This is a genomic window from Micromonospora sp. NPDC006766 (assembly GCF_040636055.1).
Classification (GTDB): Bacteria; Actinomycetota; Actinomycetes; order Mycobacteriales; family Micromonosporaceae; genus Micromonospora.
The window spans coordinates 138,940-163,843 of sequence record NZ_JBEYIX010000003.1 but is presented as its reverse complement, the minus strand read 5'-3'; the positions used below and the strand labels follow the sequence as shown (position 1 = coordinate 163,843).

At 71.8% G+C, this 24,904-nt stretch carries 21 protein-coding genes; 13 read left to right on the top strand and 8 right to left on the bottom strand.

What is annotated here, in order from left to right; all coding sequences use genetic code 11:
- Positions 1-8 precede the first annotated feature (8 nt).
- The 4 genes from ABZ671_RS06350 to ABZ671_RS06335 all read right to left on the bottom strand — a co-directional run bounded on the left by ABZ671_RS06350 (position 9) and on the right by ABZ671_RS06335 (position 4,495).
- On the bottom strand, positions 9-815 hold the full coding sequence (locus ABZ671_RS06350) for a hypothetical protein (RefSeq protein ID WP_357852156.1): 807 nt from the start codon (positions 813-815) through the stop codon (positions 9-11).
- A gap of 283 nt (positions 816-1,098) precedes the next feature.
- The gene (locus tag ABZ671_RS06345) at positions 1,099-2,487 is read right to left on the bottom strand and encodes a metallopeptidase TldD-related protein (RefSeq protein WP_357852153.1); all 1,389 of its coding nucleotides are present in this window, start codon (positions 2,485-2,487) and stop codon (positions 1,099-1,101) included.
- Positions 2,484-3,914, bottom strand: a complete 1,431-nt coding sequence (locus ABZ671_RS06340) for a TldD/PmbA family protein (RefSeq protein WP_357852150.1) — start codon at positions 3,912-3,914, stop codon at positions 2,484-2,486. The genes ABZ671_RS06345 and ABZ671_RS06340 overlap by 4 nt, the downstream gene beginning before the upstream one ends.
- A 32-nt stretch (positions 3,915-3,946) precedes the next feature.
- Positions 3,947-4,495, bottom strand: a complete 549-nt coding sequence (locus ABZ671_RS06335) for a Uma2 family endonuclease (RefSeq protein ID WP_357852147.1) — start codon at positions 4,493-4,495, stop codon at positions 3,947-3,949.
- 240 nt (positions 4,496-4,735) lie between these two features.
- Here ABZ671_RS06335 and ABZ671_RS06330 point away from each other — a divergent pair, with 240 nt between their 5' ends.
- From ABZ671_RS06330 to ABZ671_RS06310, 5 genes are all read left to right on the top strand, one after another.
- Positions 4,736-5,839, top strand: a complete 1,104-nt coding sequence (locus tag ABZ671_RS06330; protein ID WP_357852144.1) for an ABC transporter ATP-binding protein — start codon at positions 4,736-4,738, stop codon at positions 5,837-5,839.
- Entirely contained in the window at positions 5,836-6,816 is a 981-nt protein-coding gene (locus tag ABZ671_RS06325; protein ID WP_357852141.1) for a dipeptide ABC transporter ATP-binding protein, read from the top strand. Before ABZ671_RS06330 ends, ABZ671_RS06325 begins: the two co-directional genes overlap by 4 nt.
- Positions 6,813-7,820: an ABC transporter permease gene (locus ABZ671_RS06320; RefSeq protein ID WP_357852138.1), complete on the top strand. Its 1,008-nt coding sequence runs from the start codon at positions 6,813-6,815 to the stop codon at positions 7,818-7,820. Before ABZ671_RS06325 ends, ABZ671_RS06320 begins: the two co-directional genes overlap by 4 nt.
- A 12-nt stretch (positions 7,821-7,832) precedes the next feature.
- On the top strand, positions 7,833-8,828 hold the full coding sequence (locus tag ABZ671_RS06315; RefSeq protein ID WP_357852135.1) for an ABC transporter permease: 996 nt from the start codon (positions 7,833-7,835) through the stop codon (positions 8,826-8,828).
- A gap of 129 nt (positions 8,829-8,957) precedes the next feature.
- Positions 8,958-10,715: an ABC transporter substrate-binding protein gene (locus ABZ671_RS06310; RefSeq protein WP_357852132.1), complete on the top strand. Its 1,758-nt coding sequence runs from the start codon at positions 8,958-8,960 to the stop codon at positions 10,713-10,715.
- Positions 10,716-10,779: 64 nt separating this feature from the next.
- On the opposite strand, the gene ABZ671_RS06305 is transcribed toward ABZ671_RS06310, so the two are convergent.
- Positions 10,780-12,927: a prolyl oligopeptidase family serine peptidase gene (locus ABZ671_RS06305; protein ID WP_357852129.1), complete on the bottom strand. Its 2,148-nt coding sequence runs from the start codon at positions 12,925-12,927 to the stop codon at positions 10,780-10,782.
- An 86-nt stretch (positions 12,928-13,013) separates the two neighbouring features.
- On the opposite strand from ABZ671_RS06305, the gene mshB reads away from it, so the two are divergent.
- The 3 genes from mshB (at position 13,014) to ABZ671_RS06290 (ending at position 15,358) form a co-directional block, all read left to right on the top strand.
- On the top strand, positions 13,014-13,937 hold the full coding sequence (gene mshB / locus ABZ671_RS06300) for an N-acetyl-1-D-myo-inositol-2-amino-2-deoxy-alpha-D-glucopyranoside deacetylase (protein WP_357852126.1): 924 nt from the start codon (positions 13,014-13,016) through the stop codon (positions 13,935-13,937).
- On the top strand, positions 13,934-14,431 hold the full coding sequence (locus ABZ671_RS06295) for a hypothetical protein (protein ID WP_357852123.1): 498 nt from the start codon (positions 13,934-13,936) through the stop codon (positions 14,429-14,431). The genes mshB and ABZ671_RS06295 overlap by 4 nt, the downstream gene beginning before the upstream one ends.
- A gap of 462 nt (positions 14,432-14,893) precedes the next feature.
- Positions 14,894-15,358: a hypothetical protein gene (locus ABZ671_RS06290; RefSeq protein WP_357852120.1), complete on the top strand. Its 465-nt coding sequence runs from the start codon at positions 14,894-14,896 to the stop codon at positions 15,356-15,358.
- A gap of 26 nt (positions 15,359-15,384) precedes the next feature.
- Here ABZ671_RS06290 and ABZ671_RS06285 read toward each other — a convergent pair whose 3' ends face one another.
- Positions 15,385-16,371: a GNAT family N-acetyltransferase gene (locus ABZ671_RS06285; protein ID WP_357852117.1), complete on the bottom strand. Its 987-nt coding sequence runs from the start codon at positions 16,369-16,371 to the stop codon at positions 15,385-15,387.
- Positions 16,372-16,450: 79 nt separating this feature from the next.
- Here ABZ671_RS06285 and fdxA point away from each other — a divergent pair, with 79 nt between their 5' ends.
- Together fdxA and dapC are read left to right on the top strand one after the other, a co-directional pair.
- Entirely contained in the window at positions 16,451-16,777 is a 327-nt protein-coding gene (gene fdxA / locus ABZ671_RS06280) for a ferredoxin (RefSeq protein WP_089005361.1), read from the top strand.
- On the top strand, positions 16,774-17,883 hold the full coding sequence (dapC, locus tag ABZ671_RS06275) for a succinyldiaminopimelate transaminase (protein WP_357852595.1): 1,110 nt from the start codon (positions 16,774-16,776) through the stop codon (positions 17,881-17,883). The genes fdxA and dapC overlap by 4 nt, the downstream gene beginning before the upstream one ends.
- Positions 17,884-17,931: 48 nt before the next feature.
- On the opposite strand, the gene ABZ671_RS06270 is transcribed toward dapC, so the two are convergent.
- A complete protein-coding gene (locus tag ABZ671_RS06270) occupies positions 17,932-19,773 on the bottom strand; it encodes a M48 family metallopeptidase (RefSeq protein WP_357852114.1) in 1,842 nt (613 codons plus the stop codon).
- A gap of 211 nt (positions 19,774-19,984) precedes the next feature.
- Between ABZ671_RS06270 and ABZ671_RS06265 the strand changes: the two genes are divergently transcribed.
- Genes ABZ671_RS06265 through ABZ671_RS06255 form a run of 3 tightly spaced genes read left to right on the top strand, consistent with a single transcriptional unit; the run spans position 19,985 to position 22,289 of the window.
- Positions 19,985-20,989: a prephenate dehydrogenase/arogenate dehydrogenase family protein gene (locus ABZ671_RS06265; protein WP_357852111.1), complete on the top strand. Its 1,005-nt coding sequence runs from the start codon at positions 19,985-19,987 to the stop codon at positions 20,987-20,989.
- A 5-nt stretch (positions 20,990-20,994) separates the two neighbouring features.
- Entirely contained in the window at positions 20,995-21,642 is a 648-nt protein-coding gene (locus tag ABZ671_RS06260; protein ID WP_357852108.1) for an SIMPL domain-containing protein, read from the top strand.
- Complete coding sequence (locus ABZ671_RS06255; protein ID WP_357852105.1) at positions 21,642-22,289, top strand: nucleoside/nucleotide kinase family protein; 648 nt, start codon at positions 21,642-21,644, stop codon at positions 22,287-22,289. The genes ABZ671_RS06260 and ABZ671_RS06255 overlap by 1 nt, the downstream gene beginning before the upstream one ends.
- On the opposite strand, the gene ABZ671_RS06250 is transcribed toward ABZ671_RS06255, so the two are convergent.
- Complete coding sequence (locus tag ABZ671_RS06250) at positions 22,266-24,827, bottom strand: hypothetical protein (protein ID WP_357852102.1); 2,562 nt, start codon at positions 24,825-24,827, stop codon at positions 22,266-22,268. The two genes, ABZ671_RS06255 and ABZ671_RS06250, sit on opposite strands and share 24 nt — an antisense overlap.
- Positions 24,828-24,904 lie beyond the last annotated feature (77 nt).

Genomic DNA, 24,904 nt, shown 5'->3' with positions numbered 1-24,904 from the left:
AGGGGCCTCTAGTTGATGAACCGCGGGTCGGCGAACCAGCCGGCGGAGACCGCCATGATGTAGAAGTCGGTCAGCGCCAGGGTGCCGAGGGTGATCCAGGCGAGCTGCATGTGCCGGACGTTCAGCCAGGAGACGAAGGTCCAGGCCTTGTAACGCACCGGGTGCTTCGAGAAGTGCTTGAGCCGGCCGCCGATGATGTGCCGGCAGGAGTGGCAGGAGATGGTGTACGCCCAGAGCATCACCACGTTGCCGATCAGGACCAGGTTGCCCAGCCCGAACCCGAACCCCTTGGGAGAGTGGAACGCGTAGAACACGTCGTACGTGTTGATCGCCGAGATGATCGCGGCGGCGTAGAAGAAGTAGCGGTGCAGGTTCTGCCCGAGCAGCGGGAACCGGGTCTCCCCGCCGTACGTGGCGTGCCCGTCCGGGACCGCGCAGGCCGGCGGCGAGAGCCAGAACGACCGGTAGTAGGCCTTGCGGTAGTAGTAGCAGGTCAACCGGAACAGCAGCAGGAACGGCAGGGTCAGCGCCGCATCCGGGATGATCCACCAGTTCGGCAGGAACGTGCCCATGTGGGCGGAACCCTCGCCGCACCGCTCGGTCAGGCACGGGGAGTAGAACGGCGTCAGGTAGTGAAAGTCCTGGACCCAGAACCACTTGTGCATGAAGACCCGGACCGTCGCGTAGATGATCCAGGCGCTGAGGCCGACGACGGTGATCAGTGGCGCGAGCCACCAGCGGTCGGTCCGCAACGTCTTCGCCGCGATCGCGGCGCGTGCTCGCGCCCCGAGCGGCCTCGTTGCCGTTGATGTCATTCAAGTCTCCCTGACGGCGCCCTCGCGGGGCGGCAGATCACCTTCCGTACCGGCCAGCGGACCGGCGACCGCGTCCACTGCCACGTCTTGCGCACGCATGCGACCACGCCGGCGAACCGGCGTAGCTAAATGACACACGTTACGCCGATCTTCGCGGCGTGGCCGCGCATCGCAGTGTCCCGTGTGTCCCGCAGGTTGGAAAGACCCGAGCCATGATCAATATTCGCGTCGCTGGAATCGACCGGCCGCGCGGGACTGTCCGGTCCTGCGCCACCCGGGGCGGTCAGCCCGACGCGCCGCCGGTGAAGTTCCACGACGCCAGCCGCAGCGGCGGGGCCTCCCACCAGGAGCCGTCGACCCGGTCCGGCTGGCGGACCGGCTGCCGGCCCAGGCCGAGCACCCGGCCCGGCCCCAGAGCACGCGGGTACGACTCGGTGAAGCGGAAGTCGCGGACCGCCCTGGTCGGCACCCCGTCCTCGACCAGCCAGACCCCGTTCCGGGTCAACCCCGTGATGACCAGCCGTTTCGGATCGAGCACCCGGGTGTACCAGAAGTCGCTGACGAGCAGCCCGTGCCGCAGCCCGGCGACCAGTGCGGCGGTGTCCGGATCGGCCACTGCCCCAGCCAGCGCCCCACCGCCGGTGGCCGGGCGGTCGCCGTCGGTGCCGGGAAGGAGGCGCAGGTTGTGCGGGATCGGGCCGAAGGTGGCCCCCTCGGGCGTCCCGTGACCGGTGGACTCGGCACCCGCCTCGGCGCCGCTGCGCCGGTCGTGCGCCACTGCGGTCGTGGTGCCCGCGTCAATCAGGGTCAGTGCCCGTCGGGGCGCACCCTCCAGGTCGAACGGCAGCGCCGAGGCGTGCAGCGGGTCGTCGACCAGGGTCACTGACGGGTCGAACTGGACGGTGTCGAGCTCGGCGAAGGACTGCCGCTCGGCGTGCCGCTTGCCGTTGAAGCCGAACCAGGCGAGGTTTTGCAGCAGGTCGGCGACGGCGGCTGGTTCGAGCACCACCTCGTACCGCCCCGGGGGCAGCTCGACCGGGTCGGTCGCGGCCCGCGCCTTCGCCGCCGCCCGCGCGCCGAGCACCGCGCCGTCCAACTCGCCGAGCCGGTCGGCGCAGCGGCGGGCCACCCCGTCGGCCCCGCCGGTACGCGCGATGCCGTCCATCGCCGCCTCGGCCGTACGCCCCACCACCGCATGCCCGGCCGAGTTGGCGAACGCGCCCGACCGGCACGCCGTCCGGCAGTAGCCGGCCGTCTCCAGCCCACCGGCGGCGTCCACGAAGGCGCGTACCCGGGCGGCCCGATCGTCCGGGGCCGCGTACGCGGTGGCCTCGTCGAAGACCGCGCCCGGCGGTACCGGCGACGGCGCGGTCAGCCCCGGCCAGGCCGGGTCGGCCGGGACGAGCCGGGCCGCCGCTACGGTCCGCTCGACCAGCGCGGCCAGCCCGTCGGGGTCCAGCAGGCTGCCGGTGCCGGCGGCGGTCCGCCCGTCGACATGCAGCCGCAGCCGCACCGTGGTGCCCGACTCGGACACGTTCTGATGGATGAACGAGTTCGCGAACCGGGTCAGCGCCAGGTCGGTGCGGATCACGGTGACCTCGGCCTGCGCGTCCGGCCCGGCGAGCCGGCGGACCAGCTCGACGACCCGGCCGGCGACGTCCAGCTCGCTCATGCGCGTACCCCCACCCGGACGTTGCGGAAGCGGGCCGGGGCGGCCGGATGGCCGGTGTGCCCGACCTGGCCCGGCTGGCCCTTGCCGCAGTTCGGCGTGCCCCACGGGACGATCTCCGAGGAGAGCATGTCCATCGAGCGCCAGAAGACCGGCCCGATCCCGGTGTAGGTGGGGTTGCGCAGCATCCGCCCCCGCCGGCCCTTCTTCACCTCCCAGCCGACCTCGCAGCCGAACTGGAAGTTGAGTCGCCTGTCGTCGATCGACCAGGAACGGTTGACGTCCATCAGCACCCCGTCGTCGGTGGCCGCGATGATCTCGTCGAGGGTGTGCGGGCCCGGCTCCAGGCCCACGTTGGTCATTCGTACCATCGGCAGCCGGGCCCAGCCGTCCGCCCGTACGCTGCCGCCGTAGCGGAGACCGGCGACGGCGGCCGAGTCCCGGCCGGCGAGCACCCCTACCCAGCGGCCCGCGCGGACCGCGTCCCGCTTGACCGCCGGGGAGCCCTCGTCGTCGAAGCCGAAGCTGCCGAGGGCACCCGGGATGGTCGGGTCGACGGTGATGTTCATCAGATTGGAGCCGTACCGCAGCGCGCCGAGCTGGCGCAGATCCAGCCAGGACGTTCCGGCGAAGGCGGCCTCCCAGCCGAGGATCCGGTCCAGCTCGATGGCGTGCCCGACCGACTCGTGGATCTGCAGGGCGAGTTGCTCGCCGCCGAGGATCAGGTCGGTCTCGCCGGACGGGCACTCGGGCGCGGTGAGCAGCTCCCGGGACTCCTCGGCGATCCGGGCGGCGTGCGCGGCCAGGTCGAGCGAGGTGACCAGCTCCCAGCCGGTCGTGCCGTACTGGCCGCGGTAGCTCGGGTAGGAGCGGCGCTGCGTCTCGCCGTCGCCGATGGAGGTGGCCGAGATGCCGGCCCCGCATTCGCGGATGCGCTGGTCGATGCGGTGCCCCTCGCTGGAGACGAACCACTTGGTGGTGTCCCAGATCTGGTAGAGCCCCTCGGCCAGGTCGGCGCCGTGCGCGCGCATCGTCTCGGTGGCGCGGACCAGCAGGTCGCCCTTGTCGGAGAGGGAGACGCCGAGCGGGTCCACCTCGCAGCCGGAAGCCCAGCTCGCGACGGTCGCCGCGACGGGGACCAGGTCGATCGGCGGGCCGGGGACCCGCGCGCTCGCGGTGGCGATCGCCGCGGCGCGCCGGCCGGCCTCGCGGGCCTCCGACAGCTCGGGTACGGCGTGGAAACCCCAGCTCGACCCGACCAGCGCCCGGACGCCCAGCCCGATGCTCTCGTCCTGGGTCAGCTCCTCGATGTCGCCGTTGCGGGCCGACATCGACTCGTAGCGGCGGTGCATCACCCGGGCGTCCGCGTACCGGGCTCCCGCGTCGAGGGCGGCCTGGACAGCGTCGGTCGCCGCATCGAACTCGCTCATCGGTTCACCCTAGGCGAGCGCGCCGACATCTGTCAGGAGACGAGATCCTCCGGCCGGATCGTGGCGCGGACGGGCTCGGTCAACTCCAGCACCTCTCCCGCCTTTGTGATGGACCGCTCGACATAGTGCCCACCCTGACGTTGGTAGAGGAACATGGTCAGGGTCTCCTGCTCGATCAGGAGGTACCACTCAATCCCGGCAGCGGCGTAGTAGTGCATCTTGAGCACCTTGTCGGTGGCCGCGTTGCTCGGCGAGATGATCTCGCAAGCCAGGTGGACATCACGGGCGTCGATGACGAGCACCTGAAGATCGATGTCACTGGTGATGACCAGATCGGGAATCGGGATCCGGCCTGGCCGCAGGCGGACGTTCACCGCTTCGAGCACCCGCAGGCCGGCCTCACGCACCGGCTTGCGGAGCGCGGCGCGGAGTTCACCGGAAATATTCTGGTGCAGCGGGGTCGGTCCAGGGGTCACGTAGAGGCTCCAGTCGAAGAGTTCGACGCGTTGCTGCGTCTCGCCGAGGGCGAGGTACTCCTCTTCGGTCCACGGTCCGTCGTGGTCGAACACCGCCGCGGTCATGTCACCTCCACCTCATGCCGGCACGCATCTTCACCTGAGCATCCCGGCCATCGTCGCACTCGCCGTGCGATCCCGACACGGAGACATCGAGCTGTTACCGGGAGTCTCCAGTCGATGGGCTGGCCAATCTCGAAACCCACTCGTTACGCTCGGCCCACTGACATCCCACGATTCGTAGCTTATTTTCGCCTCCAAGGATTTGCTGTAAGTTCCCTTCATTTACTGAAGAGGGAGGCGGTCGTGGGCAGGTCGGAGTCGGCGCCGTCCGGGGAACCGGACCGCCCCGAAGTCCCGGAGCAACGCTCCGGTGAGGATCCCTATCTGCGGGTGAATGACCTACGGGTGCGCTTCGACACCGAGGACGGTGTGGTCCGGGCGGTGGACGGGGTGTCGTTCTCCGTGGAGCGGGACCGCACGCTGGGCATCGTCGGCGAGTCGGGCTCGGGCAAGAGCGTGACGTCGCTGGCGATCCTGGGTCTGCACAACGCGAAGCGGGCCACGATCACCGGTGAGATCCGGGTGGGCGGCCGTCAGCTGGTCGGGCTGCCGGAGGAGGAGATACGGCGGCTGCGCGGCCGGGACATGGCGATGATCTTTCAGGATCCGCTGTCGGCGTTGCATCCGTACTACACGGTCGGTCGGCAGATCGCCGAGGCGTACCGGGTGCACCACCCGAGCGCGGGAAAGCGGGAGGCCCGGCAGCGGGCGGTGGACATGCTGGGCCGGGTGGGGATTCCGCAGCCGGAGAAGCGGTTCGACCAGTATCCGCACGAGTTCTCCGGCGGGATGCGGCAGCGGGCGATGATCGCGATGGCCCTGGTGAACGACCCGGACCTGCTGATCGCCGACGAGCCGACGACCGCGCTGGACGTGACGGTGCAGGCGCAGATCCTGGATCTCCTCGCCGACCTGCAGGCGGAGTTCCGGTCGGCGATCATCCTGATCACGCATGACCTGGGGGTGGTGTCCCAGGTGGCCGATGACGTGTTGGTGATGTACGGGGGCCGGGCGGTCGAGCGCGGCAGCGTGGCACAGGTGCTGCGTGCGCCGCAGCATCCGTACACCTGGGGGTTGTTGTCGAGCGTGCCGTCGTTGCACGGCGACGCGGACGCGGACCTGGTGCCGATCCGAGGCAACCCGCCGTCGTTGATCAACTTGCCGTCGGGGTGCGCGTTCCACCCGCGCTGCCGGTATGCCGGCCGCAACGGCGACCGTTCCCGCACGGTGGTGCCCGAGCTGCGGTCGGCCGGGAATGCGGGCCACCTGGTCGCCTGTCACCTGCCCGCCGAGGAACGCACCCGGCTCTACCGGCAGGACATCGCCCAGGTGGGAGTCGCCCGATGACCGAACCACTGCTCGCGGTGCGCGGGCTGACCAAGCACTTCCCGGTACGGGACGGTTTCCGGGCCAAGGGCGCCGTGCGGGCGGTCGACGGGCTGGACTTCGAGGTGCGCCCCGGTGAGACGTTGGGCCTGGTCGGGGAGTCCGGGTGCGGCAAGACCACCACCGGCCGGATGCTGGTACGCCTGCTGGAACCCACCGCCGGGACGATCGAGTTCGCCGGGCGGGACATCACCCATGCCCGCCGTCGGCAGCTGCGGCTGTTGCGGCAGGACCTGCAGATCATCTTCCAGGACCCGTACGCCTCGCTGAACCCCCGCCACACCGTCGGCCGGATCGTGGCCATGCCCCTGCAGGTCAACGGGATCAACCCACCCGGCGGTGTCAAGAAACGCGTCCAGGAGCTTCTCGAACTGGTCGGGTTGAATCCGGAGCACTACAACCGCTACCCGCACGAGTTCTCCGGCGGGCAACGCCAACGCATCGGCATCGCCCGCGCCCTCGCGCTGCGGCCGAAACTCATCGTCGCCGACGAACCCGTCTCCGCGTTGGACGTCTCCATTCAGGCCCAGGTCGTCAACCTGCTGCGCGAGCTGCAACGCGACCTCGACCTGGCGTTCGTGTTCATCGCCCACGACCTGGCCGTGGTACGCCACTTCTGTCACCGGGTCGCCGTCATGTACCTCGGCAAGATCGTTGAGATTGGCGACCGGGCGGACATCTACGAGCGCCCGCAGCACCCGTACACCCGGGCGCTGCTGTCGGCGATCCCCGACGTGACGAAGCTCGGGCCCGGTGGTCGCATCCGGTTGACCGGCGACGTGCCCACCCCGCTGAACCCGCCGTCGGGCTGCCGGTTCCGCACCCGCTGTTGGAAGGCGGAGGACATCTGCGCCGCCGAGGAACCGACGCTCGTGCCCGGGGACGGTGGCGGGCAGTGGACGGCCTGCCACTTCCCGGAGAAGGGAGAGCTGCGGTGAGTGAGCAACGCATCGGCACCGGTCTCGACATCGCGGCGGCGCCCACGGAGCCGGTGCTTGCGGAGACGGCGAAGCAGTTTGTCGGCCGGTCGCCCGGGCAGCTCGCCTGGTTCCGACTGAAGCGGGACCGAACGGCCATGATCAGCGGTGGTGGGCTGATCTTCTTCATCCTGCTCGCCGCCGCCGCGCCCCTGGTGGAATGGCTCTACGGCAAGGGGCCGCTGGAGCGGTTCACCCAGTTGCTCGACCGCAACGGAAACCCGCTGGGCTACGCCGGCGGGATGAGCCCGGACCACTGGTTGGGGGTGCAGCCCCGGTTGGGCCGGGACATCTTCATCCAGCTGGTCTACGGTCTGCGTACCTCGCTGATGGTCGCCTTCGTCGCGGCGCTGCTCACCATCACGCTGGGGGTCCTGATCGGCATCCTCGCCGGCTACCTGGGCGGCAAGGTCGACGCGGCGATCACCTGGTTCATCGATCTCACGCTGGCGTTTCCGTTCTACATCTTCTGTTTCGCGTTCGTGCCGATCGCGGCGGCCCAGTTCTACGGCCCACGGGATCAGGAGGCGGCGTGGTTCAGGCCGCTGCTGCTGGTGCTCATCTTCGCCCTCTTCAACTGGACCTACACCGCACGCCTGGTGCGCGGCCAGGTGCTGTCGCTGCGGGAGCGAGAGTTCGTCGAGGCGGCCCGGGCGTCCGGCGCCGGCCTGGGGCATGTGCTCTTCCGGCAGCTGTTGCCCAACCTCTGGGCGCCGATCCTGGTCGTCTTCTCACTCAACGTGCCGTCCCTGATCACCGCCGAGGCGGCGCTCTCCTTCCTGGGCATCGGCATCGTGGAACCCACGCCAGACCTGGGCCGGCTGATCTCGGACAGCATCCCGTACGTCCGCGGTGATCCGGCGTTCACCCTCACCGGCGGAATCGCGCTCTTCCTGCTGGTGCTTTCGTTCAACCTCTTCGGTGACTCGTTGCGCGACGCGCTCGATCCGAAGTCGACCCGATAGGCGGCCTGGACGATGCTTCGTTTCGCCATCAAAAAGCTGCTGCTGGCGGTGAGCACACTTATCACGGTCAGTGTTCTCACGTTCGGGCTGTTCTTCGCGGTGCCCAACAATCCGGCCGAGCTGATGTGCGGTAACCGCAAGACGTGCAGTCCCGAACAGCAGCAGATAATTGCCCGCCGGATGGGACTGGACAAGCCGATCGTCACGCAGTACACCGACTACATGAAGGGCATCGTCGCCGGACGGACCTTCGGCGAGGGTGAGGCGGCACGAAAGTGTCCGGCGCCGTGTCTGGGCTATTCGTTCCGTAATGACGAGCCGGTTTTGGAGATCATCGGCAGAACCCTGCCGGTCACCCTCAGCATCGTGTCCGGGGCGGCAGTGGTCTGGCTGGTGCTGGGCGTCTCCATCGGGATGATCTCGGCACTGCGTCAGGGCACCGTGTTCGACCGGCTGGCGGTCGGCACGTCGCTGGTCGGCGCCTCCGTCTCCATCCTGCTCTTCGGGCCGCTGCTGCTGATCATCTTCGTGTACGAGGGTGGCTTACTGAGCTATCCGCGATACACCCCGATCACCGAGAATCCGTTGAAGTGGGCCGAGGCGCTGGTGTTGCCGTGGTTCGCCCTTGGATTTCTCAACTCGGCCATCTACGCGCGGCTGTCCCGGGCGCAGATGTTGGAGACGCTCTCCGAGGATTTTGTTCGTACCGCCCGGGCTAAGGGGTTGCCCAAGCTGAAGGTGTACGGCCGGCACGCGTTGCGCGCGGCGATCACCCCGATCATCACCATCGCCGGCCTGGACCTGGGTGTCTACCTCGCCGGCACGGTGATCACCGAGACGATCTTCGGGTTCACCGGGCTGGGCAAGGCCTCGCTCAACGCGGCGCTGAATCTCGACATGCCGCTGGTGATGGCCACGGTGCTGTTGTCAGCGGTCTTCATCGTGACGGCCAACGTCATTGTCGACGCGCTCTACGCGGTGATCGATCCACGGGTGCGACTGGGCTAGCCGGTTCGAAGCGGCGGGTGTTCCCGGGTTCCGGGAGGAGCCGGACGCCATCCGTTATCCGAAAGAAATATCCAGGTAACAGGATGAAGGCGGAGGATACCTTCATTCTTGGAACGGAGGGACGACCTGATGCGACCAAGACGTGCGGTGGCCGCCACCGGCATCGCTTGCATGCTTGCGGCAGCCGCTCTCGGTGGCTGCTCGAAGAACACCGGCGACGGTGGCTCGGATGACGAGAAGGTCCAGCAGCAGACCAGCGCGATCGCGACCGACCCGAAGGACTCGCAGGGTCCGGCGCCCGAGGTGCCGGGGGCCAAGCGGGGTGGCACGCTCAAGCTGATGCTCGAGACCGACTACGAGCACCTGGACCCGCAGCGGACGTACACCGTGCAGGCGATGGCGACGGAGCACCTGCTGGTGCGCACGCTCACCCAGTTCCGCGAGGACGGCAAGGGCAAGCTGACCCTCGTCGGCGACCTCGCCGAGACGCCCGGCAAGGACGTCAACGGCGACTGCAAGACCTGGGAATTCACCCTGAAGAAGGGGGTGAAGTACGAGGACGGCACCGAGGTCAAGGCGGCTGACGTCGCGTACGGCATCGCCCGGTCGTTCGAGGAGAGCATCGACGGCGGCGCGACCTACGTTCAGGAGTGGCTGGCCGACAACCCCAGCTACAACGCCGACTACAAGGGGCCCTACACCTCGGGCAACACCAACGTGCCCGGTCTGACGGTCGACGGTGACTACGGCCTGAAGTTCGCCTTCAAGAACCCGCACTGCGACCTGCCGTTCGCGCTGGCGCTGCCGACCTCGGCACCGGTGCCCCAGGCCAAGGACACCAAGACCGAGTACGACCGTCGGATCTTCTCCTCCGGCCCGTACAAGATCAAGGAGTACGTGAAGGACACCCGGCTGGTCCTGGAGCGCAACCCGAACTGGGACGCGAAGACCGACCCGCTGCGGCACGACTACCTCGACGGCGTGGTCGTCGAGATGGGCCCGAACGCCACCGCGCAGACCGAGCGGGTGCTGGCCGGTTCCGGCGACGACGCCGCAGCGATCGCCTGGGACGGCGTGCCGCAGTCGCTGGTCAACCAGGTGCTGAACGGCGACCAGGCGATCAAGGACCGGCTTGACCACGTGGCTGGTCCGTTCGTCTACGTGTTGAGCATCAACAACGAGCGGATCAAGGACATCAAGGTGCGCCAGGCGATCGGCTGCGCGCTGGACAAGCAGGGCATCCTGCTGACCCAGGGCGGCGACGCGGCCGGCCGGCTGACCAACACGCTGATGGCCAACACCACGATCGGCTGGGCCGACTACCCGGACCCGACCGGCTGCGGCCCAACCGGTGACCCGGAGAAGGCCAAGGAACTGCTCGGCGGCCAGAAGGTCAAGCTGGTCTTCATGTCCCGCAACAGCGAGTTCGGCCAGCAGACCGCCCCGGTGGTCAAGGAGAGCCTGGAGAAGGCCGGCTTCGAGGTCGTCGTCCAGTTCGTGGAGCGGGCGCAGCACAACCCGATCGCCCGTACCCGCGGCAACCAGTACGACATCTACATCTCGAACTGGGGCGCGGACTGGCCGAGCGGCGCCTCGACCATCCCGGTGCTGTACGACGGCCGCAAGCTCGGCCCGCAGGGCAACTCCAACGTGTCGTACTTCAACGCCGACGACGTCAACGCTGAGATCGACAAGGCTTCGGCGATGCCGGCGGGCGATGCGGGACCGGCCTGGGCCAAGATCGACAGGATGATTGAGGAGAAGTACTACCCGGTCGCCCCGATCTTCCAGAACAAGCACATGGTGCTGCTGGGCGCGAAGGTCGGTGGGGTCTTCGTCTCCGACAACATCGGCGTGGAAGTGCTGTACAACGCCTACCTCAAGTGACCTGAGGTGAGGGAAGGGTCCCTTCTTGTCGGCTGGCGGAAGGGGCCCTTCTGCGTACCCCGGCTCAGCCGAGGTGGCGGCGGAGGAAGTCCAGCTCCAGGCGTAGCAGCTGCTCGGCGACGCCGCCGGCGGCCAGGTGGGAGGCGCCGGTCAGCGGCAGCACCGCGTGCGGCCGGCCGGCGGCCAACAGCGCCGCCGAGAGGCGCAGCGTGTGCGCGGCCACCACGTTGTCGTCGACCAGGCCGTGCACCAGCAGCATCGGCCGGGCCTGTGCCGGGTCGCCGACCGGCTCGGCGGCCAGCTCGACCAGCGAGTGGTGGGCGTAAACGTCCATCCCGTCGTCGGGCAGCCCCAGATAGCGCTCGCTGTACGCGGTGTCGTACAGCGTCCAGTCGGTGACCGGGGCGCCGACGATCGCGCACCGGAACAGCTCCGGGTGGCGCAGCACCGCCAGCCCGGCCAGCCAGCCGCCGAACGACCACCCCCGTACCGCCACCCGGGCCAGGTCCAGGTCCGGGTGCTTGCCGGCGAGCGCGGTCAGCGCGTCCACCTGATCGGTCAGGATCACGTCGGCCACCCGCCGGTGAATCGCCTTCTCGAACGACGGGGCGACGCCCGGGGTGCCCCGGTTGTCGATGGTCACCACCGCGAAGCCCTGCTCGGCCCACCACTGCCGCTCCAGCCAGGCCGCCCGTGCGGCGATCACCTCCTGATGACCCGGGCCGCCGTAGACGTCCAGCAGCACCGGCAGCTTCGTCCCCTTGACGTGCTCTGACGGATAGAGCACGGCGCTCGGCAGCCGCCGGTCGGTCACCCGCACCATGGTCGGCCGCGGCGCGTACGGCGGGATCGCGGCCAGCGAGCGCAGCTTCGCCACCTCCCGGTCGCCGTGCCACACCGCCCAACTGGTGCCCGGGTGCTCCAGCGAGGCGGCCCCGACCACCAGCGTGGCGCCGCCGATCGCGGCGGTGTGCCAGCCCGGGTCGCTGCCCATCCGGCGGGCGTCCACCCCACCGCCGATCACCGTGCGGACCCGGTAGAGGTGACGCTGGCTCGGCTCGCCGTCGCTCGCCTCCACCAGGAGGTCCGCCGGGGTGCTCCCGCCGCCCGGCAGCCGCCCCACCACCCGGCGTACGTAGAGCGAGGGTGGGGTGAGCAGGGTGCCGTCGGCGAACAGGCAGCGGGCGTCGTACCCGTCGTGGGCCAGTTCGCCGCCGACCAGCACCCGGCCGTCGGGCAGATGTGCCGGGGTGCCGGGGATCGGCTCCACCCAGCGCGGGTCGGCCAGCTCGGCGTGCACCTGCGTCTCGCCGGTCCGCGGGTCCACCGCGAGCACCAGGCCGTGCTGCTGCGATCGGCGTAGCACGGTGATCAGCGGCCCGCCGTCGGCCCAGCCGACCGAGGTCAGGTACGGGTAGGTCTCGCGGTCCCAGTGCACGTCGACCCAGCCGCCGTCGAGGTCGAGCAGGTGCAGGCTGACCTCCGCGTTCGCCCCACCCGCCTGGGGGTACGCGACGGTCGTCGGCGGGCTCGCCGGGTCGGCCGGGTCGTGCAGGTGCCAGTGCGGCAACCGGGACTCGTCCACCCGGGCGGCCAGCACCGTCCGCCCGTCCGGGGCCCACCAGTAGCCGCGGTACCGGCCGAACTCCTCGGCCGCGATGTGCTCGGCGAGCCCCCAGGTCACCCCGCTGTCCTCGCCGGCGAGCAGGTTGTCGGCGCCGTCCGGTTCGACCACCCGCAGCTGGCCCCGGCGTACCCCCTCGGCCGCGTCGGTGACGTAGGCCAACCGCTCGCCGGTGGGATCGGGGCGTGGATCGATCACCGGGCCGACGGCGGCCACCTCGACCACGTCGCCGTGCACCAGGTCGGCCCGGAACAGCCGACCGGCCAGCGCGAACGCGGCCACCCGGCCGGCTCCGTCGAGCGCGTAGGAGCCGATGCCGCCGGCGGTGAGCCGCAGCCGCTCGCGCAGCGCCCGTTCGCCGGGTGCCAGGGCGGGGGGCTCGCCGTCGGAGCCGAGCAGCACCGCCGGGTCGGCGACCAGTCGCTCCTCGCCGGACGTGACGTCGAGCAGCCAGAGCGCGTCGGCCGGGTCCTCCGGTCCCGATGAGCGCAGGAAGATCACCCGGGACCCGTCGTCCGCGACGGAGACGGCGCGCGGCGCCCCGTGGCTGAACCGACGGGTACGGGCGGCCAGCTCGGGAAAGTCCACAACTCGGATCGTAAGACCGGGCCGGGCGTGATGTGGCCGACCTACGCGGACGCGTAAGCCTCGCCGGGGCAGGACCGCCGGATAGAGTGACGCTCGTGACGACGCTGCCCGACCGACGCCTGCTGCTGGTCCACGCGCACCCCGATGACGAGTCCATCGGCACCGGCTCGACGGTGGCGCACTACGCCGCCACCGGCGCCCACGTCACCCTGGTGACCTGCACGCTCGGCGAGGAGGGCGAGATCCACGTACCGGAGCTGGCCCAGCTCGCCGCGGCCGAGGCCGACCAGCTCGGCGGTTACCGGATCGGCGAGTTGGCCGCCGCCTGCGCCGCGCTCGGCGTCACCGACCACCGCTTCCTCGGCGGCGCGGGCCGCTACCGGGACTCCGGCATGATGGGCCTGGCCACCAACGAGCACCCCCGGGCCTTCTGGCGGGCCGACCTCGACGAGGCCGCCGGGCACCTGGTGGCGATCATGCGCGAGGTCCGCCCGCAGGTCATGATCACGTACGACGCCAACGGCTTCTACGGCCACCCCGACCACATCCAGGCACATCGAGTGGCGATGCGCGCACACGAGTTGGCCACCGCCGAGGGGATCGCCCCGGCGAAGGTCTACTGGACGGCGATCCCGCGCAGCGTGCTGGAGGCCGGTTTGAACGCGTTCACCGAGTCCTCGGACAACCCGTTCGCCGGCGTCGACAGCGTCGACGACCTGCCGTTCGGCACGCCCGACCCGGAGATCGCCGCGCGGATCGACGCCACCGACCAGCACGCCGCGAAGGAGGCGGCGATGCGGGCGCACGCCACCCAGATCCCGCCCACGTCCTGGCTCTACTCGATTGCCGGCAACTTCGGCACCGGGTTCATGGGCGTGGAATATTTCACCCTGGCGGTCGGCGAGCAGGGTCCGGGCAGCGGCCCGTACGGCTGGGAGGACGACCTCTTCGCCGGGCTGCCGCTGGACGGACCGGACCGGTCCCCGGTCGCCGCGGTCGGCGCGCGGTGACGCTGCCGGCCGTGCCGATGCCGGTCGCCGCCGAGCCGCCGTCCACCGAGCCGCCCGCGAGGTCGGCGCGGCCCCTGGCGGGCGTTGCCCTGCGGATCGCCGGCGGCGTCGTGGCGATCTGGGCGGGCCTGCTCGCCGCGGTGCTGGAACTGATCTTCGCCACCTGGGCCTGGGAAGTGGTCAAGGGCCAGCCCGGCGGCCTGACCAAGGGGACGGTCGGCACCTCGCTGGCGGTGGGTGCCATCGCCGCGGTGGTGGCGCTGACGGTCCTGGTGGGCTGGTTCGCGCACACCGTCGTCGGCACCCGCTGGGCGGTGGCGCTGCCCGCCCTGGTCTGGTTCGCAGTGGTCGTTGCGGGTTCCGTCAAGACCACCGAGGGCGACCTCGTGCTCACCGGCGACAACGTGATCGGCCTGGGGATGATCGTGGCCGGCGCGGTCACCTTCGCGGTGCTGGGTTTCCGTCAACTCGTGGTGCCACCCACCACCTCCTGAGCCGGGGTGCCCGCGCCCTGGTGGGCGACTTGCCGACCGTAACGCTCGGTGGCGAAGGGTCCGGGTGAGCCGGCAGGTAGTCGGCGACTTTGCTCTGCAGCCATTGGCGCAGCAGTAACCGATCGTGATCCTGGCCGGATTGGCGTGCAACCGTGCTGTCGGCGAATGTCCAGTTCAGCAAGGTGTTGCGTCCGTGGCTGCAGAGCAAAGTTGCCTCCGGAGTCCCGCCGGCGGCGATGGGCTTGCTCACGTTGAGTGATTGACGACGCTTGTTGCGGAGCGTAGTCGGTCAGCGGTGGCTGCTCCGGGTCGAGGTGGCCGGGCGCGCGCAGGGTGTGTGCAGGGTGTGCGTGCAGGAGAATCCGGGGGAGCGACGGTGCTGACGACGCACAGGTCGCGGTGGTAGATATTCCTGCCAGGGAGTCCGCCGCCGGGGCGGACGGTGATGGCGGGAGACGTGCGATGAAGGAGCGGTGGGGTGCCGCAGGCGTGCTGGCGGCGGCGCTGTTCGTGGTGAACGTGGTAGCCCGGCTGGTGATCAAGCTCGGCTTCCCGGACAACGATACCGCCAACGACCGCGTCTCCCTGGCGATGTTCGTGGTGATCGGGCTGGTGCTCGCCGTGCTGGCCTTCCGCTGGGGCACCGACCGGCCAGCGAGCCGCCTGATCGGCGACCTGGCGGCAGCGGTCGGGGTGGCGCTGGCGCTGACCGTGTTCGTCGGTCCGCTGCTGGTCGGCGAGAACCCGTTCGGCGGGGGCGCCGGGCTGTTCTTCGCCCAGATCTGGCTCTACCTGGCGGCCACCGGGGCGGGCGTGCTGGTGGGCTACCTGACCCTCACCGCGCTCGGCCGGGATCACCGGTCCCAGCAGCTCAAGCGGTTCGCTGAGCTGAAGGCCGCCAAGCCGCGCAAGGTCGTCCGCCGCTGACACCAAGCCGTCGGCGTGGCCGTGGTTCAGGCCGGGGCGACCCGGGTCAGGTAGGTGTGGTGGGTGGTGAAGCCGAGCTTCCGATAGAGGGCCACGGCGGGGGCGTTGCGCTGCTCGACCTGGAGGAAGGCATGGGTGGCGCCCTCCGCCGCACCCCAGTCGGCCAGCGCCCGGATCACCCTGCTGGCCAGCCCCTGTCGGCGCGCCTCGGGCAGCACCTCGATCAGGGTCAGGCCGAGCCACCGCCGCTCGCCGGTGACCGTGCCCCGGCCGAGGGCGACCAGCCGACCGTCGGCGTACACGTGGGCGAAGCGGATCCGGTGCACGGCGGTGAGCACGTGTCGGGCGGCGTCCGGCAGATCGCCCTTGCGCCCGGCGACGGCGGCGAACCAGTCGTCCGTCGGCGCGGCGGTCAGCTCAACCGGGGGCAGGGCGGGGTCGCTGCCGGCGGGTGGCGGCGCGGCCGGTCCCGCCAGCGACGCGGTCAGCGCGGCGAGCGCGGCGGTCTGCACCAGCACCGGCGGCCGGGCGGCCCAGCCCCGCGCGTCCAGTTCGGCGCCGATCGGGGTGGCCAGCGGCAGCGGCGTGTTCACCAGGGCCGGCTGCCCGTGGTCGGCGTACCAGCGCTGCACCGCGTCCAGCGCGTCGGGCAGCGGACGGTCCGGGTCGCCGACCGGCAGCGCCGAGTTCGCCCGGCCGGTCCAGCCGGCCGCGCTGCGCAGCAGCCAGTCGCCGAGCCGGCCGCGGACCGGGGCGGGCCACGCCTCGTCGGCGGCCAGCTCCAGGGCGGCCACCGCGACGGCGGTCGGCCGGCGGGCCGGCGGCACGCGCTTCGCCCGGTGCACCTCATCGACCGGGACCCGTAGCCGGCCCCGGTCGGTGGCCATCGTGATGTGGGTCTCGCTGAGCTCGACCAGCTCGCCGAGGGCGTCGGAGAAGAGCGGCCGGCCTTCGCGAATACCCACAATTCGGCGGACCACGATCCGGTGGCCCACGTCTTGCTGTCGGAGCACGATCGACCTCCTCCCCGGCGAGATACTAGGCTCTTACCGTCGCAGGTGATCGCGACGAGTCTTGCGGAGGAGAAGACCGGTGACCTACATCATCGCCGAGCCGTGCGTGGACGTGCTCGACAAGGCATGCATCGAGGAATGTCCGGTCGACTGCATCTACGAGGGCAACCGGATGCTCTACATCCACCCCGACGAGTGCGTCGACTGTGGTGCCTGCGAGCCGGTCTGCCCGGTCGAAGCGATCTTCTATGAAGATGACGTCCCGGAGCAGTGGAAGGACTACACCGGGGCTAACTACGAGTTCTTCGAGGACCTCGGCTCGCCCGGTGGCGCCTCCAAGATCGGCAAGGTGGAGAAGGACGCGTCGTTCGTGGCCGCCCAGCCGCCGCGCGGAGAGGGCCACTGAACCGGCCCGAGCCGGTCTCGTCGCGGCTGCCCGACTTCACCTGGGACACCCTGGACGTCGCGGCCGCGACGGCCGCGGCGCACCCGGGCGGTCTCATCAACCTCTCGATGGGCACGCCGGTCGACCCGGTGCCTCCGGTGATCCGGCAGGCCCTCGCGGACGCGTCGAACGCCCCCGGCTACCCGCTGACCGCCGGCACCCCCGCCCTGCGGGACGCCATCGCGGCCTGGGTGGCCCGGGCGTGCGGCGCGGGCGTCGACGGGCTCGGTGTGCTGCCCACGATCGGTTCCAAGGAGCTGGTCGCCGGGCTGCCCACGCTGCTCGGCGCCGGCCCCGGCGACGTGGTCGTGGTGCCGTCGATCGCCTACCCGACCTACGAGGACGGCGCCCGGCTGGCCGGCGCCACCACGCTGCGCACCGACTCGCTGACCGCGGTCGGTCCCACCCCCCGGGTACGGCTGGTCTGGGTCAACTCGCCCGGCAACCCGACCGGTCGGGTGCTGCCCGCCGCCCACCTGCGCAAGGTGGTCGACTGGGCGCGCGAGCGCGGTGCCGTGGTCGCCAGCGACGAGTGCTACCTCCCGCTCGGCTGGGACGCCGAGCCGGCCTCGATCCTGTCGCCCGAGGTCTGCGGCGGGTCGTACGAGGGTGTGCTGGCGGTGCACTCGCTCTCCAAGCGCTCCAACCTGGCCGGCTACCGGGCCGGGTTCGTGGCCGGTGACCCGGCTTTGGTGGCCGAGCTGCTCAAGATCCGTAAGCATGCCGGCCTGATCGTGCCCGCGCCGGTGCAGGCGGCAATGGTGGCCGCGCTGGGCGACCAGGCGCACGCCGACGAGCAGCGGGAGCGTTACCGCGCCCGGCGGGAGCGGCTGCGCGCCGCGTTCACCGACGCCGGCTTCACTGTCGAACACTCCGAGGCCGGTCTCTACCTCTGGCTGACCCGCGACGAGGACTGCTGGGAGACCGTCGACTGGCTGGCCCGGCGCGGCATCCTGGTCGCCGCTGGCATCTTCTACGGCCCGGCCGGCGCCCGGCACGTCCGGGCGGCGCTGACCGAGTCCGACGAGCGCATCGCGGCCGTCGCCGACCGGCTCGCCCAACCCTGACGAGCGCGACGTGGCGGCCGATCCAGGCGGACCGGCCACCACGTCGGGTCAGTCGTTGACCCGCTCGAACACCTTCAGCAGGGTGTCCCGGCTGTGCTTCTCCAGGAACTCGCTGGACATCAGCTCCTGCATCTGCACGGTTCGGCCGTCGTACAGGGTCAGGGTCGCCTTAAGCGGCACCTCCCGCGTCACCTCGACCGAGGTGATCTCCTCGTACGGCAGGTACGGGTGCCGGGTGGCCAGCTCGCCCACCGGCTCCGCGCTGACCAGCTCCGTGAGCCGCTTCTCGCCCTCGCTGGACCTGCCCGGGTCGGGAATCAGGACGAGGCCGTTGTCCAGCACGAGCACGTCGTGCTCCCGGCCGTCGATCTTGATGTTGGCGAGCCCACCGATCAGATCGGCGTCGCGCGCCGACGCCCGGGCCTGCACCACCGTCGCCTGCGTCACGTCGACGCCCAGCTCGGCGAGGCGGGCCAGCGCCTCGTCCAGCGTCTGCGGCGACACCGCCAGCTTGGCGATCTCGGCCAGGTCGCACGGCTCACCGTCCGGGCCGATCAGCCGCGCCGGCGCGGACCAGGACAACTGCCACCGGGCTCGCCCCGAGCGAATCGCCGCGTTGTCGAGCAGCGTCTCCATCGGGCCGGCGAAGGCGATCGCCGCCTCCTTCCGGGTGGCGTCGGGGAAAAACTGCTCGGCGAACTCACCGAGCCGGCCGGCGCGGACCAGGTCCAGCACCGTCGGCAGGCCCGGGGCCGCGGTGTCGGTGAACCGGCCGGCCGCCCGGTAGATGCCGTCCGCCTCCTGCTGCACCCCAACGGCCAGCGTCTCGGCGATGAACTCGGGCCAGGGCAGGATCCGCCGCGAGCCGTGCTCGACCACCAGGTCCTGCAGCTGCCGCCCGGCGATCGCCACGTCGGCGAGCATGATCGAGGCCGGCCGCTCGTCCGGCCGCGCCTGCTCCGCCGGCGCGTCACCCATCGCGGCGACCCGTACGCCGATCGGTGGGTGCGTGTCCCAGCGGGACGCCTCCTGTTCGGGCGCGTTCTCCCGCAGCTCGTCGATCTCGTTCCGGCGAGCCTCGATCAGCTGGGCGAAACCGCCGAAGAGGTCGTCCGGCGCGAGCCCGGCCGACCAACCCGACTCGACGTACGCGCGCATGTAGAACGCCCAGGCCGCGTCGAGCGCGGGCAGCGTTCGCAGTGCGGAGGTGGCGGCCTCGTGGCCGGCGAGGCGCACCGACGCTCGGTCGGCCTCCAGCTCCTGCCGGCGGGACGCCGCGTTGTCGACCAGCAGGTAGAGCCTCGCGTAGCCCCGGAAGACCCAGCCGATCGGGTTACGCCGGCTGATCCGCTCGATGGTCCCCCCGATGGCCAGCCGGCCCCGGTAGGCGATTCCGCCGAGCCGGGTGTGCCGGCCCGAGTAGTGGCCCAGCTCGTGCGCGAGCACCGAGCGGAGCTGGTCGACCCGCATTGCCTGCAGCAGCGGCAGTCCGATGTAGAGGGTGCGCCGGCCGCCGATCAGGCCGAGCAGCCGGCTCTGCTCGGCGACCGCCGCGTTCACCTCCGGCACCAGCCGGATCTCGTCGGGCGCGCGGGTGCCGACGGCGGTGGCCAGCTCCCGCACGGTGGCCCAGAGCTGAGGCGCTTCCCGCTCGCCCAGGATCAGGCCGGGTGCCGGCTCGTTCTTCGTGCGGATCGCCTTCCAGAGCCCGACGGCGACCGCGCCGAGCGCGGCGACCAGTGGAAGCAGCACCTTGCTGGTCAACAGGCCGTTGGTGTGGCCGAACAGCCAGACCCCGAGCGCGGCGACGGCGGCGAGCTGAAGCAGCGCGACGACGTAGAAGCCGACCAGCATGACCACCGAGGCGAGCGCCCGGTACGTCGCGGACATTCGGTTCCTTCCGAGGAGAGGTGAGCTGCCCGCCCACAATGCCGGGCGAGCCGTCCGGGGACCGTACGACGTACGCGCCGATCGAGCAAGATCCTTCCGCCGGCCTCGGCCCCTGACATTCGGCGGCCACCACGGGAGGCCCGGGCGATATTCTCGGCGGGACTTCCAGCGGGGCCGCCCCGGCCCCGTACGACGGGATGCCGAGGTGGGCATGGGCGGGCAGCGGCGGGTGGCGGTGGTCGGCACCGGCCTGATCGGTGGCTCGGTGCTGCTCCGGCTCCGGGACGCCGGGCTCGACGTCGCCGGCTGGGATCCGGACCCGGCGACCCGCCGGTACGCCGCAGAGCGGGGCGTCGCCGCCCCGGACACCCTGGAGGAGGCGGTCGCCGGCCGGGACGTCGTCTTCCTCTGTGGCCCCCTGCCCACCCTGGCCACGACGCTGACCCGGGTGGCCGGCGCCACCGACGACCGGTGCGTGCTCACCGACGTGGGCAGCATCAAGGCGGAGGTGGCAACTGTCGCCACCGCGCAGGGGCTCGGGCACCGGTTCGTGCCCGGCCATCCGATGGCCGGCGCCGACCGAGCCGGCCTCGCCGCAGCCTCCCCGGATCTGCTCGACGGGGCCGCCTGGGTGCTCTGCCCGGGGCCGACCGGGATGACCGCGTTCCGCCGACTCACCGCGCTGCTCATCGACGTCTTTCACGCCCGGGTGGTGCCGATGTCCGCGCCCGAGCACGACACCGCCGCGGCGCTCGCCTCGCACGTGCCGCACCTGCTCGCCGGCGCGCTGGCCGGGGCCGTGCAGCGGGCGGCGCTGCGCGACGCGGTGCTGGCGCTCGCCGCAGGCAGCTTCACCGACGGCACCCGGGTGGCCGGTGGCCCGCCGGAGCGGACGACGAACATGCTGCTCGGCAATCGCGACCGGGTGCTGGCCGAGCTCGGCGCGGTGCGGAACTTCCTCGACGAGCTCTGCGCCGCGTTGGCAGCCGGGGACGCCGGGGCGCTCACCGCTCGGCTCGACGAGGCCCGGGCGGCCCGGGCCGCGCTGCGCAGCCGCTCGTACACCACCCACCGGCGTGAGTTCCCGGCCGCCGCCGAGCACGCGGGGGAGCTGGCGTACCTGCGGGAGCTGGGCGCGGCCGGCGGGCACCTCACCGGCTGCCACGTGGCGGCCGGCGCGGTCAGCTACACGGCACACCTGCCTGGCTTAGGGTGAGGGGCATGGCGGACGCACCGGTGGTGGCGGTACGCGGCGAGGCGTACCGGGAGGTCGCTCCCGAGCTGGCCCGGTTCGCGGTCACCGCGTCCGCCCGGGACCGGGACCGGGAGACGACGCTGACCCGGTTGGCCGAGCGGGCCGCCGCCGTTCGGGTGCTGCTGGACTCGGCCGGGCCGGCCGTGGAGCGACGGGAGACCGGCCAGCTCCGGGTCTGGCCGGAGACGAAGCGTTCCGGCGAGCGGGTGGTCGCCTACCACGGCAGTGTCACCACGACCGTCACGGTCGCCGACTTCACCGCGCTCGGCGAGCTGATGCTCCGGCTGGCCGACCAGGACCAGGTCGAGGTGGCCGGCCCGTGGTGGTCGCTGCGGCCGGACAGCCCGGCGTACCGGGAGGCGCGGCACGCCGCCATCGCGGATGCGCTGGCCCGTGCCCGGGAGTACGCGGAGGCGCTCGGCGCTCGGGTGACCGGCCTGCTCGAGCTGGCCGACACCGGCCTGGCCGCCGCCCCGCCGATGCTGGCCCGGGCCGTCGGTTCCGGCGGCATGGCCGGCGGGGCCCCGCCCGAGCTGGAGCTGGATCCACGCCCGCAGCCCGTGCAGGCGGCGGTCGAGGCCCGGTTCACCATCAGCGAGCCGGTGCTCGGCTGATGCTGCCGGCGCAGGTGCTCCCGCTCGGTGATCTGGGCACCCGGGCCCGGGCGCTGGCCGCCGCCGGGCCGCGGCAGTTGCTCGGCATCGCCGGCGCGCCCGGCGCGGGCAAGTCCACCCTGGCCGAGCGGATCGTCGCCGAGGTCGGGCCGGCCGCTCGGCTGGTGCCGATGGACGGCTTCCACCTGGCGCAGTCCGCGCTGGTCCGGTTGGGTCGGGCGGAGCGCAAGGGCGCCCCGGACACCTTCGACGCCTACGGGTTCGTCGCCACCCTGCGCCGGCTGCACCGGCTGGAGCCGACCTCGGTGTGGGCGCCGGTGTTCCGCCGCGACCTCGAGGAGCCGGTCGCCGGGGCGATCGAGGTGCCGCCCGAGGTCCGGCTGGTGGTGACCGAGGGCAACTACCTGTTGCTGCGGGAGGATCCCTGGGACGAGGTGCGTTCCCTGCTGCACCAGGCCTGGTTCCTCGACCTGGACGTCGAGCTGCGGCAGCGCCGGCTGACCGCCCGGCACGAGGCCCACGGGAAGACCCCGCAGCAGGCGCGGGCCTGGGCGTTGGGCAGCGACGAGGCGAACGCCGCCCGGGTCGCCGGCACCGCCGAGCGGGCCGACCTGGTGGTCCGGTTAGCCGACCCCCTGCCGGGGTGACGGCACGGCCCGGCGGAGCAGCCGGGCCACCACCGCCCGTTCGCGGGCGAACTCCACCGCGTCGGGGTAGCCGCTGTGGCTGCGGATCGGTGGATCGGCCACCTCACCCCCGCTGGGGTGCAGCGCCTCCGGGTCGGCGACCGGCACGTCCCGCTCGCCGGCGCTGACCTGCCAGCCCAGGGGATCGGTCGGGCGCCAGAAGTTGGTCCAGGCGATGTCTCCGCCGGGCCAGGTCAGCGCCCGGGTGAGCACCCGCAGCCGGGCCGGTCCGAAGTACGCCGGGAAGACCCGGCCGTAGAGCCGGGTGAACTGGCAGCCGTACGAGAAGAACCAGATTCGCCGCCGCCACCGACGGGCGAGCTGGAGCAGCGTGGCGGCGCAGATGACGGTGCCCTGGCTGTGCCCGGAGAGGATCACTCCGTCCATCCGGCGGGGGTCGTGTGCGGTGAGCGCCAGCAGGCCGGCGACCCGGGTCTGGAGTTCCGGCACCGCGCGCTCGGCGTAGCTGGGCGGGGCGAGCGGGTGCGCGGCGCGCGGCCAGAACGTGCCGATGTCCCAGATCACGCCGACCGACCGGCGGACCGTGTCGCTGCGGTAGCCCAGCAGGCCGAGGGCGGCGACCACCAGCGGGAGCCAGCCCAGCAGCCATCCCCCGAGGTCGGCCGTCCAATCGACGAGGAGCTGCCAGCCGGACGGGACCCGCGAGCCGGGGCGGCCGCCGGAGAGCCCCGCCGCGCAGCAGAACGCCACCAGCACCGCCGAGCTGGCGGCATAGCGGCCGACCAGCCGGATCGCGTGCTCGCCGACGATTCGGTGCAGCGCCCGGAAGGTGCTGACGTCGTGGCAGCGGCGCAGGTCGTGGGCGGAGAGGTCGGCGGCATCCGCGGTCAGGGTGGCGTATTCGGCCGCGCGCAGGCGCCGGAAGAGGAAGGCGGCTCGGCTCAGCAGGCCGACGAGGGCGAGCAGGGCGACCACGCAGGCCACCCCCATCCACGACACCGCCGGTGGGGGTGTCACCCGCCCGCTGGGGCGGGCCCGGTCGTCGAGCAGACTGCTGCACCAGTGCAGCAGTCCGGCGGAGTAGGCGACCGCCAGCATCCAGCCGAAGCCGGCGATGATCGCCGGGCCCCGCCCGCCCCAGGCGACGCCGCCGTCCGCGTCCGGCGGCTGCTCGGCGCTGGCGGGCCCGGTGCGCGGCAGCAGCAGGCCGGTCACCGCGACGGCGATGGCCGGCACGGCCAGCATCCAGGGCCGCAGTCCGGCGGGGGCCGCCGGCAGGCCGGGCAATCCCCGCACGGTCCATACCAGCCCGAGTGGCAGCAGCACGCCGCCGGCCAGCGGAGCGACCAGCGCCCGCCGCCCGGACCGGGTCACCGCGCCGATCGCCATCAGCAGCAGCGCCTGGTACGTGGCGAGCCAGGCGACGATCGCGTCGTACCCGGGCAGCGAACGGTCGGCCTCGCAGCCGATGATGTCGGGATCCCGGATGCAGATCGGCACCCGGAGGTCGGCGAGTAGTCGGCCGTCGGGGAGCAGCAGGAGCAGAACCGTGCCGAGCAGCCCCAGCCCGGTGAGCGCCGCCACCGTCGCGCTCCACCGGCCCAGCGGGGTGTGGCCCTGCCGGCGGGTGAGCCAGGGTCGGCCCAGCGCGACCACGGCGATCGCCACGACCGCGGCGAGCGCGGCGACGGTCGGCCAGGCGACGGCGGCCCGCAGACCCTGCGGTGGAGCCATGATGATCACCCCGGTGACCGGCACCGCCGCGGCGACCACGGCTCCGGAGCAGAGGTGCAGGACGGCGGCCCGCCGCAGTTGCCCCTCGCCACACCAGAAGGTCGGATCCTGGAGCGGGTTCTCCAGCGGCTCGGGCTCGACCTGCGGCTCCGGTTCGTGGGCCGTCGGCCGGGGCTGCGGGTCGGCAGGCATCTCCGCCTCGTACTGGTAGGTGCGCCAGGCGACGGCACCGATCAGCACCAGCAGGAGCAGCGGCAGCAGCAGGCCGACGGCGAGCGCCCGGGTGCCCTGGCGCCACCAGTTGCTGGTGAGGAAGTCCAACGGGCCGGGGAGATGGTCGAGGCAGCCCTGGCCGACGCACTGCCAGCCGATCAGGTTGACGCCGACCCCGGTCACCGCGATCACCAGGGTGCCGGTGAGGCTCAGGCAGAACAGCCGGATGAGCCAGGCTGTGATGCCGGAGCGGCTGCGCCAGCGTTCCCGGTCCGGGTCGGGCGGGATGCCGGTGCGGGCGTAGAGCGCCACGTTGGCCAGCGCGAAGGGCAGCAGCAGCGTCCACAACGCCCGCTCGATGTCCCGTGCGGTCCGCGCGCCGGAGGTCAACTGCCCCCAGCTGTACGCCTCGACGGTGATCGGGTCGTCGGGACCGGCGGCGGTGGAGCGGTAGAAGCCGGTGACCGCGTCGCCGGCGACGAGCCAGGGCTGTGGGCCGTCGCCGCCCGGGGTGGGACGCAGACCGAGCAGCTGGTCGGGTGGAGTGTTCGACACCCCGTGCACCCGAAGTTCGAGCACGCGCTCCATCATCGCTGCCCCCTGGGAAGCCCTACTACCCAGAGTGCATCGTCCGGCGCGGAACCGCACCCCCTCGGAAGTGTTGTTTT